At 68.3% G+C, this 12357-nt stretch carries 14 protein-coding genes; 8 read left to right on the plus strand and 6 right to left on the minus strand.

Annotated features, from left to right (window positions below; genetic code table 11):
- Positions 1-387: 387 nt before the first annotated feature.
- Together D7X99_RS15505 and D7X99_RS15510 are read right to left on the minus strand one after the other, a co-directional pair.
- Positions 388-789: a hypothetical protein gene (locus D7X99_RS15505; protein ID WP_121753545.1), complete on the minus strand. Its 402-nt coding sequence runs from the start codon at positions 787-789 to the stop codon at positions 388-390.
- 127 nt (positions 790-916) lie between these two features.
- On the minus strand, positions 917-2401 hold the full coding sequence (locus D7X99_RS15510) for a hypothetical protein (RefSeq protein ID WP_121753528.1): 1485 nt from the start codon (positions 2399-2401) through the stop codon (positions 917-919).
- A 93-nt stretch (positions 2402-2494) separates the two neighbouring features.
- On the opposite strand from D7X99_RS15510, the gene D7X99_RS15515 reads away from it, so the two are divergent.
- The 3 genes from D7X99_RS15515 to D7X99_RS15525 all read left to right on the plus strand — a co-directional run bounded on the left by D7X99_RS15515 (position 2495) and on the right by D7X99_RS15525 (position 4400).
- Entirely contained in the window at positions 2495-3154 is a 660-nt protein-coding gene (locus D7X99_RS15515) for a MarR family winged helix-turn-helix transcriptional regulator (protein ID WP_120596494.1), read from the plus strand.
- A 95-nt stretch (positions 3155-3249) separates the two neighbouring features.
- Positions 3250-3837 carry a protoglobin domain-containing protein gene (locus tag D7X99_RS15520; RefSeq protein ID WP_121778497.1) on the plus strand — a complete coding sequence of 196 codons (588 nt, stop codon included), beginning with the start codon at positions 3250-3252 and terminating at the stop codon, positions 3835-3837.
- On the plus strand, positions 3837-4400 hold the full coding sequence (locus D7X99_RS15525; protein ID WP_121778498.1) for a redoxin domain-containing protein: 564 nt from the start codon (positions 3837-3839) through the stop codon (positions 4398-4400). The genes D7X99_RS15520 and D7X99_RS15525 overlap by 1 nt, the downstream gene beginning before the upstream one ends.
- A gap of 66 nt (positions 4401-4466) precedes the next feature.
- Here the strand turns inward: D7X99_RS15525 and D7X99_RS15530 are convergent, their stop codons facing one another.
- Entirely contained in the window at positions 4467-5351 is an 885-nt protein-coding gene (locus D7X99_RS15530; RefSeq protein WP_121753531.1) for a dihydrodipicolinate synthase family protein, read from the minus strand.
- On the minus strand, positions 5348-5845 hold the full coding sequence (locus D7X99_RS15535) for a cupin domain-containing protein (protein ID WP_121778499.1): 498 nt from the start codon (positions 5843-5845) through the stop codon (positions 5348-5350). Before D7X99_RS15535 ends, D7X99_RS15530 begins: the two co-directional genes overlap by 4 nt.
- A 65-nt stretch (positions 5846-5910) precedes the next feature.
- Between D7X99_RS15535 and D7X99_RS15540 the strand changes: the two genes are divergently transcribed.
- Positions 5911-7374 carry a PLP-dependent aminotransferase family protein gene (locus tag D7X99_RS15540; RefSeq protein ID WP_121778500.1) on the plus strand — a complete coding sequence of 488 codons (1464 nt, stop codon included), beginning with the start codon at positions 5911-5913 and terminating at the stop codon, positions 7372-7374.
- 179 nt (positions 7375-7553) lie between these two features.
- Here D7X99_RS15540 and D7X99_RS15545 read toward each other — a convergent pair whose 3' ends face one another.
- Positions 7554-7760: a hypothetical protein gene (locus tag D7X99_RS15545; protein WP_121753534.1), complete on the minus strand. Its 207-nt coding sequence runs from the start codon at positions 7758-7760 to the stop codon at positions 7554-7556.
- Positions 7761-8285: 525 nt separating this feature from the next.
- On the opposite strand from D7X99_RS15545, the gene D7X99_RS15555 reads away from it, so the two are divergent.
- The gene (locus tag D7X99_RS15555; RefSeq protein WP_121753536.1) at positions 8286-9185 is read left to right on the plus strand and encodes an aspartyl/asparaginyl beta-hydroxylase domain-containing protein; all 900 of its coding nucleotides are present in this window, start codon (positions 8286-8288) and stop codon (positions 9183-9185) included.
- A gap of 57 nt (positions 9186-9242) precedes the next feature.
- Here D7X99_RS15555 and rnhA read toward each other — a convergent pair whose 3' ends face one another.
- Complete coding sequence (rnhA, locus tag D7X99_RS15560; protein WP_121753537.1) at positions 9243-9710, minus strand: ribonuclease HI; 468 nt, start codon at positions 9708-9710, stop codon at positions 9243-9245.
- Between the two features lie 55 nt (positions 9711-9765).
- On the opposite strand from rnhA, the gene D7X99_RS15565 reads away from it, so the two are divergent.
- The 3 genes from D7X99_RS15565 to D7X99_RS15575 all read left to right on the plus strand — a co-directional run bounded on the left by D7X99_RS15565 (position 9766) and on the right by D7X99_RS15575 (position 12315).
- Positions 9766-10821, plus strand: a complete 1056-nt coding sequence (locus D7X99_RS15565; RefSeq protein ID WP_233613419.1) for a Gfo/Idh/MocA family protein — start codon at positions 9766-9768, stop codon at positions 10819-10821.
- Positions 10822-10973: 152 nt separating this feature from the next.
- Entirely contained in the window at positions 10974-11810 is an 837-nt protein-coding gene (locus tag D7X99_RS15570) for a hypothetical protein (protein ID WP_147476160.1), read from the plus strand.
- A 100-nt stretch (positions 11811-11910) separates the two neighbouring features.
- On the plus strand, positions 11911-12315 hold the full coding sequence (locus tag D7X99_RS15575; protein WP_121778502.1) for a DoxX family protein: 405 nt from the start codon (positions 11911-11913) through the stop codon (positions 12313-12315).
- Positions 12316-12357 lie beyond the last annotated feature (42 nt).

The following is a 12357-nucleotide window of genomic DNA, read 5'->3' on the forward strand; positions in this document are numbered from 1 at the left end:
ACGAAGCCGCCAGCTTCCACACGTCCACCGCCTCGTTGGACAGCAGCCGGTCCACCTGCTTGATGCCGTGCTTCTGCACCCCGCCTCGCGCCCACGCCAGCGCCTGGCCAATCGCGTGCACCGACAGGGACGCGGCGTGCACCCCGCCCAACGTCGCGTGCGCCAGCGACAGCACCCCAGGAACCTCAGCACCTGCTCTTCGTTGATGGCCACCTTGCGTCCCAGCATGGCTTCTCTTCCTGTCCCCCACCACTCCGCCTCGCATGGGCCTGTCAGGCAGGCGGCTGGCGATCAGCTTGCCGAAATGAGGGGATCTCTCAGGTTTCCCATCGCCCTGGTTGCGGGTTCGAATCCCGCCCCCAGCACACGCCTGAGCCCGTCTGACGCCTACTCGAGTTGGAGGCCGCAGTCGCTGCAGGCGCCCGCCACCAGAGCGGCGGCCGTTCCGCAGGCCGGGCAGGGAGGCTCTCCCTCTTCCTCGGTGGCTTCTGACGGGGCGGAGGGCATCAGGCGGGGAGCCGCACCCTCTGGCATCAGACCCTCGCGGCGCACCGTCTCCAGCCATCCCTGCTGGAGCAGGGCGGCCACCCGGGGCCCATCCTCGGGCCGCACCAGAACCTGGAACTTCGGAGAACAGCCGACCTTGCCGCACGCCTCACGGTGGACGAGGGCGGGGACGTCCGCGTCCAGGAAGCCCTCCACCATCCTCCGGGCGTCCGCGAGTGACAACTCCGCGCACGGCACCAGCTCCGAGTCCGCCAAGGTTCTCTGCACTTCGTCTGGGGTCATGACGGCCGTGATTGGACCTCGGATGCGCCCCCTTCGTCCACCGCCCCTGATTCGGAGGCGGGAGGAACTGAAGGCGAGCTCGGTCCGGAGCGTCATGGCCCCCATCATCACCTTTCCACGAACCGCATTACGAACCGCAGCCGCGTGCATCCTTCCGCACGAAGACGCGGACCGGGCCCGGGTCCGCCACCTCTTCGAACCGGGAATCCCCTTGGAGCCTGTCGAGCAACGCCTCCCGTGATTCCGCCCCCAGGAGGAGCGTGTCCACGTGCGGAGGAACAAGCACGACCTGCGCCCGCTCATAGTGATGCAGGAGGAAGCGGTCGTAGCCGTTGGGCACGAAGACGATGGAGCGGAAGTCCGTGGCCACCGCGCGCCAGGAGGCACACGTCTGGACCTGGCGCGCGAACGCCTGGCGGAAGTCTCCATCCACCGGAGGCATGGGACGCAGCGGCGGAGACCCGATGGTCCGGTCGAACCGCGCGACCTGGAGAATCGCGAGCACGGCGAGCAGCAGCACGGGCATCGTCGCGGTCCAGGCAGGGACCCGCCCACGCGCGAGCACGCCCTTCCACGCCTCCGCGAGCCACCCGAAGCCAGCCGCCGCGCACACGCCCAACCCGGGCAGCAGGAAGGCGGAGTTGTAGAACCAGAGGAGGCGCTTGTCCGGCGCATCCGCCATGAAGAAGAAGGTGCCCGGAATCGTGCTGACGAGAGTGGCCGCGGGCGAGAGCAGTTGGAGCCACCAGAAGCTCCGCTGGAAGACCACCAGCCCGCTGGTAGACACGTCGTGCACCACCCTGCCGGGATCGCCCAGCGCGGTGAAGGCAACCTGCCCCCACGTGCTGCCGTAGTGCGACCAGAACCGCGTCCCCGAAGGCGTCCCGAGCGCCGGCAGCACCACCGCGACACAAATCGCGAGGTAGCCGAACGCCAACGCGGACACCCCGAGCGCCCTGCGCGTGAGCATCGCACGCGGCGGACGGGCCACGGCCGGCAGCAGCAACAAGGCCGCTGACTGGAACGCGAGGAACAGGCCTCCATCCGGACGCACGCCCAACGCAAGCAGCGCCGTGGGCACGATCCACCGCATCCGCACTCCTCGCAGGAGCATCACGAGCACCGCCGTGGAGCCCAGCTGGAAGAACACCTCGAAGTGCGCGGAGAGCGCGACCGTCTTCACGAACGGATTGAGCGCCAGGTACAGCGTGAAGGCGACGGAGGCCCATGGCCTCCAGGCGGCGGGGAGCAGCTCCTGCTCCTCGACCATGCGCTCGAAGAACCAGACCTGGAGCGCGACCGCCGCGTACAGCGCCACCAGCCCCAACAGGATGAACAGGAACTGCGAGTCGCTGAGCAGGAACAGCGGCGTGAGCAACAGCAGCGTCGGGGTGAAGTGCACCGTGAGGTGGTTGAAGTCCCCGTCCGTCACCCAGAAGGGCCGGCCCCGGTGCACCGCGTTCGAGAACAGGTCGTTCAGGAGCGCCAGGTCGTGGAACGCGAACACCCCACCCCGGAAGGCGCTCCAGACGCAGACCACGGTGTAGATGAACAAGGCTCCGAGCACGAGGTGCCAGGCCCGGAACCGGCGGGTGAACACGAAGGGATGCAAAGCGGGGGGACTCTGCCACACGCCCACGGGAAGGACACGAACGCTCCGCCCGGTCGCCTTGACAACTTAGGAGTCCTAACTTAGATCAAATGCATGACTGGGAAGCGACCGGGATACTTCGACGAGAACAGCGAACCCATCTCCGCGCGCATCGCGACAGGGCTCCACAAGATCGGGCTCGCGATGAAGCAGCAGTCGTGGCAGCAGGCGAATGGAGCGGGCCTGTCCGCCACGCAGGGGCAGATTCTCGCCACGCTGGTCGCGAACGGTCCGCTCACCGGCAAGGAGTTGAGCGAGCGCCTCGGCGTGACGCTTCCCACCATCAGCGACTCCGTCCGCGTCCTCGTCGAGAAGGCGCTCGTGACCCGCTCCGCGGACCCGAGGCACCCGCGCGCCAGCCTCCTGACCCCCACGGCCACGGGCGCATCACTCGGGGCCCGCGCGCGGTCGTGGCCGGAGTTCATGGCGGACGCGGTCGCGGACCTCTCCCCGGAGGAACAGCGCGCGTTCTTCGCCGGCATCGTGAAGATGATCCGGATGCTTCAGGAGCAAGCGCTCGTCCCGGTCACCGGCATGTGCGTGACCTGTACGCACTTCCGTCCGAACGTGCGCCCTGGCGCGTCTCCGCATCACTGCGCCTTCGTGGACGCGCCCCTGTCGAGTGAGCAACTGCGCCTCGACTGCCCGGAACACGAGCTCGCGGCGGAGTCCGCGCGACGCGAGGTCTGGGAGCAGTTCATGCGTCGCGGCTGACGTCCCTGCGTCTCAGACACGAATGAACACGGCTTTCCGCGGCCACTCCGGCCGACGGCAACGGCGGAGCTCTGCTCCCTGAAGGAGAAGGCATCATGAGCAACATCCCCGGCTATACACACGGCACCGCGTCCGTTTCGCGCTCGCCGGTATCCCTCAACGACTTCGAACAGATGAAGGCCAGCGTCCTGTTCGGCGATGAGGACGTGAAGGCCCTCCGCATGTCGCATGACATCGTGAAGGGGCGGACCGAGGCCATCCTCGACGTCTGGTATGGGTTTGTCGGGAGTCAGCCGCACCTGCTCTCCTCGTTCAGCGGCAAGACGGACGGCAAGCCCCTGGGCGACTACCTCACCTCCGTCCGCAAGCGCTTCGCCCAGTGGATCCTCGATACGTCGAGCGCCGGGTATGACCAGGCCTGGCTCGACTACCAACACGAGATTGGCCTGCGCCACCACCGGGCCCGGAAGAACAAGACCGACGGAGCCCCTTCGACGGACCTCGTGCCCTTCCGGAACCTGTTCGCGCTCATCTTCCCGGTGACCTTCACCCTGCGCCCCTTCCTGGCCGAGCAGGGACACTCCGCGGAGGACGTCGAGAAGATGCATGCGGCGTGGGTGAAGTCCTGCCTGTTGCAGGTGACGCTCTGGGCCCACCCCTACGTCAAGGACGGGGACTTCTGATGACGCCGCGTCCCGCACCGGCCTGGCGGACCACCGACTGGCTCAATACGCCAGAGCCGCTCACCCTGGAGCGACTCCGCGGCAAGGTCATCCTCCTCCACGCCTTCCAGATGCTCTGCCCGGGCTGCGTTGCCCGGGGCATTCCGCAGGCACAGCGCGTCGCTGAACTCTTCGCGGGCGCGCCGCTCGTCGTGGTCGGGCTGCACACGGTCTTCGAGCACCACGAAGCCATGAAGCTCGAGTCCCTGCGGGCGTTCCTCCACGAGTACCGGGTGAAGTTCCCGGTGGGCGTGGACGCACCGGGCGAAGGCGGCGACCCCATCCCACGCACCATGAGGGCGTACGCCATGCAGGGAACGCCGACGACGGTCCTCATCGACGCGCAGGGACGGCTTCGCCGGCAGGTCTTCGGGGTGCACGACGACCTGCTCCTGGGCGCCGAACTGCAGACCCTGCTGCTTGAGGCCCAGGCGGCTCCCGTGTCCGGTGTGCAGCGGCCTGCAACACCGGGGACTTGTGACGACACCGGCTGCGCCGTGCCCGCGGAAGCCGCGCCGGACTGACCGCCGCTGGCCAGCCTCCTCGCCGCGAGCAGGACACCCGTGGCGAGGATGACGGTTCGCAAAGGCTCAGGTGGCTGGGAGGACCGCGAGGTCCACGAGGATCCGGCGAAGCTCGGCGACACGGTCAGCGCCGAGCGGTTGCAACGGAGCCCGGAGCGGACCGACAGGGGTCCCCATCAGCTCGAGCGCCGCGGAGATGGCGCGCGGGAGGCCGTGCGCCACGATGAACTGCAGGAACGGAAGCTGCCGGTAGAAGCTCCGCCGAGCAGCCTCCAGGTCCCCCCGGCGAACGGCGTCGTAGAGCTCGACGTTGAGATGAGGAATGACATGGGGAGCCGCCGTGCACCAGCCACTCGCTCCGGCCACGAACGCCGCCAGCGCCAGCGGGTTGCTCCCGTTGTAGAAGGCCACGTCCTCACCGCAGAGCTGGACCAGGCGGTGCATCCGATTCACGTCGCCGGTGCTCTCCTTGACCATCGTGACGTTGGGAATCCGGAGCAGCCGGGCGATGAGGTCGGGGCTGAGGTCCAGCCCGCCTGTCGCGGGGTTGTTGTACACGGCGATGGGAATAGAGATGGCCTTGGCCACCGTGTCGAAGTGGCTGACGATTTCAGCGTCACTGAGCTTCCAGTAGCTCATGGGGAGGATCATCACCGCGCTGGCGCCGGCCTTCTCCGCGGACTTCGCGTGGTGAACGGTCCGCTCGGTGGTGAGGCTCGAGACGCCGACGAGCGTGGGCACCCGTCCCGCCACCCGCTGGATGACCACCTCCGCCACCTGCTCCCGCTCCTCGTCGGACAGGTATGGCAACACACCGGTGCTCCCCAGCGGGGCAATGGCATGGACGCCTGCCTTCACCATGTCGTCGACGATGCGCCCCAGGAGGACTTCATCCACACGCCCACCCGTGAACGGCGTGATGGGATACGCGACGATGCCCTGGAGCTTCATCGCGCCCCTCCTTCCGCTTCGTGGCTCTTGTCGAAGAGCTGGTCTCCGCGCTCCGGGACCTCTTCCCGCAGCGCAATGCCTCCCATGTTCTGCAGCATGGGGGCGTTCTCGCACGCCAGGTAGCGCGCGCGACCCTTGCCGGTGTTCACGTGGTTGTGCCACGCCCAGACGGGGACGTAGAGGGCGTCTCCCACCTTCCAGTCAATCCGCTTGCCCCCGACGTAGGAGTAGCCCTCGCCTTCGAGGACGAACAGGATGGTTTCGTAGGTATGACGATGGCGGTTGGAGGACTGGCCGGGCTCGAGCCAGCCAATGGTCATGCTGAGCGCATGGGAGGGCAGGTCGACGAAGAACACCGAGTGCTTCCGGGCCTTCGAGTAGTCCCCGTGCTGTCCGGCGCTCTCCACGGCGGGATGAGCGAGCCGGTCCGGCATGACCACCCGGGGGCGAGGCGGTGTTTTATCGAAGTCAGCGGAGTGGAATTTCTCGGTCATTCTGGGCTCCCGTGGGTCGCTGCGAGTCATTGCGGCGACTGTCGTTCTAGCGACGGGATGGACCCGTGAGAGGCTCCAGAACAGAGATACCCAGGGGTCCAGTTCGCCGGCCCTGGCGGTTCGACCTGGTCCTGGAGCGGGACGGGAAGGTCTCGCAGCAGACGCAGCTCGTTCGCGCCCTCGTTCAGGAGATCCAGCGCGGACGGCTCCCTCCAGGCTCCATGTTGCCGGGGAGTCGCACGCTCGCGGCCCAGCTCGCGGTGAACCGCAAGGTGGTGGTGGCCGCCGTCGAGGAGCTCGTCGCGCAAGGTTGGCTGGAGACCCTGCCCGCATCGGGGACGCGCGTCGCCGCCCTCCTCCCTTCGCTGGCGGTCGCCGACACTGAAGTGCGCCCACCGCGCACGGCAAGCCCGGTCCGCGGCGAGGCCTCGCTCGTGTCCATCACGGATGGGCTGCCCGACTCACGGCTCGCGCCCCTGGAGGAGCTGGCGCGCGCATACCGTCGGGCCCTTCGCGCGTTCAGCCGGACCGCGTCAGGGTACTCCGACGCCGCGGGCGCACCCGAGCTTCGCGAGGTGCTCTCCGGCTTCGTCAATCAGGCACGCGGGCTCTCCACGACCCGTGCTGAAGTGTTCGTGACGCGGGGAAGCCAGGGTGCGCTCGGGCTCTACGCGCTGTCGCTGCTCACACGCGGGGACGTGGTCGCGGCGGAGGTGCCGGGGTACGCGCCCGCGTGGCGCGCCTTTGAATTCGCGGGAGCAGAGGTCGTCCACATCCCCGTCGATACCGGCGGCCTGAAGACAGACCTCCTGGAGGAAAAAGCACGGGCGCTGGGAGGACGGCTGAAGGCGGTCTACGTGACCCCGCATCATCAGTACCCCACGGCGGTCGCCATGGCGCCGGAGCGGCGCATGCACCTGCTCCATCTGGCCGAGCGCTTCGACTTCACCGTGATCGAAGACGACTACGACTACGAATACCACTTCGAGGGCAATCCCCTGCTGCCGCTCCAGGCCACCGCGGGCTCACGGCGTGTCGTCTACATCGCGTCGCTCTCGAAGCTGCTCGCACCGGCGATCCGGCTGGGATACCTCGTCGCTTCACCTGGGTGCATTCGCAAGCTCGGGGAGACACGCGCGGTGCTCGAGCGGCAGGGCGACCCGGTGCTCGAGCGCGCCATCGCGGAGCTGTTCGAAGACGGCACGCTGCAACAGCACGCGAGGCGCGCGCGCCGTGTCTACAAGGAGCGGCGGGATCACCTCCTGGAGCAGCTCTCCAGGAGTCCCGCACTGCGAGCGGCCTTCACGTACTCCGTCCCCACCGGAGGGTTGGCCCTCTGGCTGCGGCTGCGGCAGGGAAGCTCGGAGTCCTTGGCCGCGAGGGCGCGGGATGCGCGGCTCCTCATTGCATCGGGTTCGACGTACCTCCCCAAGGGCCGGCTCGCCGCCATTCGCTTCGGTTTCGCCGCCCACGACACGAACGAGCTGTCGTGGATCTGCGATGCCCTCTCGCATTGCGTTCCCCCATGAGGAAGCAGGGAGGCCGGTTCATCGGGGAGAGGACGAGCGAGCTTCAGGCCTGAAAAGTCTGGAGGCCGATGCATGACTCATCGCCCCGCCGGCTCTGTCTTGAAGACAGCGCCCCTTCGGACTTGAAGGAGCACGGTCTGTCCGCTCGCGAGGTGGCGTTGGAATGGGTCCGCCGTCACTCAGCCCATCTTGCAGTAGTAGAGGCTGATGTCATCGCAATACCAGCCCCGGCACTTCGCGCCCCGGATGAAGTACTCCTCGGGGGCCTGGAAGGGGGCGGTCTCGTCGGAGATCCAGCTGGACCAGTAGCAGTCCGTCGCGGTGCGTCCGGTGATGTTCGTACACTCCAGTGAGACGTTGTCGCAGAAGCTTCCCGTGCAGGACACGCCCGTCGCCCAGTACCCCGAGGGACAAGAGGGTCGGCGTCGTGGTCTCCTCGGAGAACGACCGCGTCCAGCTCTTGCTGCCATACCCGGCGTTGGAGGGAATGTCCCGGCAGTTCATGGACACGTTGTCGCAGCCGGTGCCCGTACACCCCAGCGAGAAGGCCACCATCCGGTTGCCGCAGTGGATGGGCGGAAACTCCTCCGACGTGGAGCCCGCGGATTGCGTCGCCGCCTGCTCCACCTGCTCGGTCTCAAACCCGGTTTCGGAATCCATCTCATCGGCGGGACCGCAGGCCGGGGTCGTCAACAGGAGGGTCAGTGCCGCGAACAGGGACAGTCGCCTCATGGTGTAAAACCTCTCAAAATGCGTGGGCGTTGCCCTGCTGTCACGCCCGTGTCCGAAATAATTCCCATGGCGTTGCCGAGGGAGACCGGGTCATCCGCGCAAGGGGCAGCGCCACACCCCTGGACGCTGCATTCGCCGCCGGGCTATGGCTTGCGCCTCTCCATCGGAGGCAACGCACCATGGTCGCGCAGACATCGCCCCAGGAAATCACCGCGCAGGTGCGCCAACGCATCGTCGACCTGGCCCGGCAGGGCGGCTACGTCGACGCGGTCCTGGGCGCGGGGCCGGAGCTGGAGCGGCTGAAGCACTACCTGCGCATGCTCATGGGCCAGGTGCCCGCGCCCCCCGCCAGGCCTGAACAGTCCCCCACCATCTTCCCGCCGTTCCCCGGACTGGATGAGCACCCGTGGCGCGACCCGCCGCCTCCGGCCGCGAAGGCGCTGGAGGGCTGCCTGGCGGCGGTGACGCGAGACATGGAGCGGCTGGAGAACGCGGACCTGCTGCACTACGACTCCGGCATCGTCGGCACGGGCCACTGGTCCGTGCACCCCATCTACTTCGGCGGCGAGCGCACCGACCGTCTCTTCTGGCCCCAGCTCGCCATGGAGGAGACGGCGGCCGCGGTGCGGTCGCTGGACGGCGAGTGCACCGACTTCCCGCTGGCGGACGTGCTGTTCTCCTCGCACGCGCCCGGCACCACGCTGACGCCGCACTGCTCGTGGGACGGCTTCCGGATGCGGCTGCACCTGGGGCTCAGGGTGCCGGAGGGCTGCGGCATCCGCGTGGGCTCGGAATCGCGGCACTGGCAGCCGGGCCGCGTGCTCACCTTCCACGACTCCTTCGAGCACGAGACCTGGAACCGGGGCACCGAGCGCCGCGTGGTGCTCATCGCGGACTGCTGGCACCCCGGCCTCACCCAGCCCGAGCGCGAGGCCCTGCTCGGCCTCACGCGCAAGTTCGAGGTCCGCGCGCTGCTCGCCCAGCTGCGCGTGCCGGAGACCCTGTCCGAGCCTCTCCTCGTCCGCTTCGCTGAACAGGAGCGCACGGACGCCCAGGTGCGCCGCTTCTGGCGCGGGTAGCGCCCCCACTCGGAGGTCTTCGAGGGCCAGGGCTCCATGGGCAGAGGAGCCAGCCCCCTACCGTCCGAGCCGGGCCGCCAGCTCCAGCCGGGCCGCCACGGCCAGCGCATCCGCGCGGTTGTTCTCCACGTCATCCGAGTGGCCCCGCACCCAGTGCCACGTCACCTCATGAGCGCGAACGGCTTCCAGCAGCTCGCGCCACAGGTCCGCGTTGGACACGGCCTTCTTGCCCGACGTGCGCCAGCCATTGCCCTGCCACGTGTCCAGCCACTTCTCCGCGAAGGCGTTGCACACGTACTTCGAGTCGGTGAACACCTGGACGCGGCACGGCATCTTCAGGGCCTTCAGCGCGACGAGCGCCGCGGTCAACTCCATCCGGTTGTTGGTGGAGTCCGCCTCCGAGCCCTGGAGCTCCTTGCGGTAGCCCTGGCGTTCGGTCGCGATGAGGATGGCGCCCCACCCTCCCAGGCCGGGGTTCGGCGAACAGGCGCCATCGCAGTAGATATGCACGAGCGGGAGCGACATCGGACGCGCACCCTACTCCATCCGCCTCCGGCGTCCCGCGGCTAGAGTCTGGTCCGTGAGCGCCTTCCCCTCCACCCTCCCCCATGTCGAACCCATCCCCTTGCGCGGAGGGCGCGTGCTGCGCTGGGGCGTGCTCGCGCCGGGCAGGATTGCCGGGGGCTTCGTCTGGGCCCTGCACCGGCACACCGACCAGCGCGTCCACGCGGTGGCCTCGCGTGACCCCGAGCGCGCCGGGCGCTTCGCCGCGCAGTACGGCGTCCCTCGCGTCCACGAGTCCTACGAGCAGCTCGTCGCCGACCCCGACGTCGACATCGTCTACGTCGCGTCTCCCCACAGCGAACACAGGCGACAGGCATTGCTCGCCATCGCCGCCGGCAAGCATGTCCTCGTGGAGAAGCCGCTCGCGCTCGACGCCGCCGAGGCCCGCGACATCGCCCGGGCCGCTCGCGCCGCGGGCGTCTTCGCCATGGAGGCCCTGTGGTCGCGCTTCCTCCCGCAAACCCTGCTCATCGAACGGCTGCTGCACGACGGCGTGCTCGGCGACATCCGGCTCGTCATGGCGGACTTCGGAGGCTGCTTCGACTTCGACCCCGAAGGCCGCGTCTTCAACCCCGCGCTCGGCGGTGGCGCGCTGCTGGACATCGGCATCTATCCCATCTGGCTCGCGCACCTCGTGCTCGGCCCACCGCCGCACATCCACGCCACGGGCACCCTCACCCAGACAGGCGTGGACGGACAGGCGGCCCTCGTCCTCACATACCCCACGGGCGCGCAGGCACTGCTGCACACCACCCTCTTCGCGGAGACACCCCAGGAGGCCGTCATCGCGGGGACGCACGCGCGCCTCCAGATCGACTCGCGCTTCTTCACCCCCGGCGGCTTCACGCTGAAGGCCGCCAGGTCGGACCAGCGGCTGCGCTGGACCGACCCATCTGGCATCCACGGCAGCGAGGGGCTCGCCTGGCAGGCGGCCGCGGTCGCGCTGCACATCGCCGAAGGCCTCACCGAGTCACCGCTGCATCCGCTCGAACGCAGCATCGCGTTGCTCGAAACCATCGACGCGGCGCGAAACCAGCTCGGCGTCAATCGTGACGGGGCGCGTCGGAAATAACCGCAAACGCCACAAAACAAGCTTTCCTGTGACCTGAACAGTCACAGCCTCCGCACGGCAATCATTGCCATCCGAGTGACTGTCTCGGTTGGGCACCGTGGTCTGTCCATTGCAGACATCTGGCCTCCGCTGTCCACCCCGAGGAGGAATGGATGTCAATGACGCGCGCAGGCATGTTCATGGGCCGGCTGCTGACGGCCACGTTGATGGGAGTGTTCGCGGGCTGCCAGGGAGAGCCCACGCAGGAGGAGTCCGTTGCCGCCTCCAAGTCGCAGGAGCTCACGGCGGCCTCGAGGAACTGTGTGCAGCGCTTCGAGGGCATCACCCACTGCGCCACGGGCGACGCGAAGGTGGAGTCCACCGACAAGGGCCTGGTGGTCACCGGCTTGAACAAGCTGGAACAGGACGGCGTCGTGGGGCTCATGGGTCGCGCCGAGAGCTGGCGGCAGCGGTCCATCGTGGATTTCGGCGCCAGCAGCGAAGGCGTGCGGTACTTCGGCCGGAACCAGGACCAGGTCATCAGCACGCTGTCGCTGGCCCCGGATCCGAGCAACCCCGAAGCAGGGATGCGGCTGCTTCCCACGTTCACGGGGAGCCCCGGCGGCTCCGCCTACACCATCAACGTGCGCTACCAGGGCGAGCCGACGGCCATGATGCTTCCGCACAACTGGTGGCGGTGGAGCAGCGTGGAACTCTGGGACTACATGGACCGCCAGCGTCACCCGGACCTGTACTTCGGCGTGGAGGGGTTCGGCGTGACCACGGGCGTGGGCCGCGTGGGTGCCTGCATCTGGCGCGTGCGCTTCCAGGAAGGCCCGTTCACGGTGACCCTGGAGGACGGCAAGCAGGTGATGGGCGATGAAATCGAGTTCGTGGAGCAGCTCGATGACGGCGCCTATCCCTACAGCGCCTTCACGCACATCGGGATGACGGGCTCGGTGGACGCGCTCACCATCGTCGACGAGACCGTGGTCCAGAGCAGCAAGTGAGGTTCCCGGGCCCGTGAGCGGCGTGGACACGGGCCCGCCATTATGGTTCACGGGCGCGTGCCGGGACCTTCCATCCCCCGGCACACGCTCGGAGAACACCATGGGATTCCTGCGGCCCCACGCTGAACGCATCTACGCACTGCTCCGCATCGCCGCGGGGCTGATGTTCATGCTGCACGGCATGCAGAAGGTCTTCGGCATGTTCGGCGGAATGCCCGCCGGGGCGCCGCCCTTCATCGTCTACGGCGCGGGGGGCATCGAGTTCCTGGGTGGCCTGCTCGTGGCGCTCGGGCTGTTCGCCGGGCCCGCGGCGTTCATCTCCAGCGGCACCATGGCGTTCGCCTTCTTCCTGGGGCACGTCATCCCCAACGGGGGCAATCTCAACCCCCTCCTGAACAAGGGCGAGCTCGCGGCAATCTACTGCTTCGTTTTCTTCTACATCGCCGCGCACGGATCCGGCATCTGGAGCGTCGACGCCGCCCGCCGGGGAAATTCCCGCACGTAGCCGCCCACGGGATGGCTGGCTGCTCGCCCTCCAGGGATTGCG

This window comes from Corallococcus sp. AB032C, from assembly GCF_003668935.1.
Taxonomy (GTDB): Bacteria; Myxococcota; Myxococcia; order Myxococcales; family Myxococcaceae; genus Corallococcus; species Corallococcus exiguus.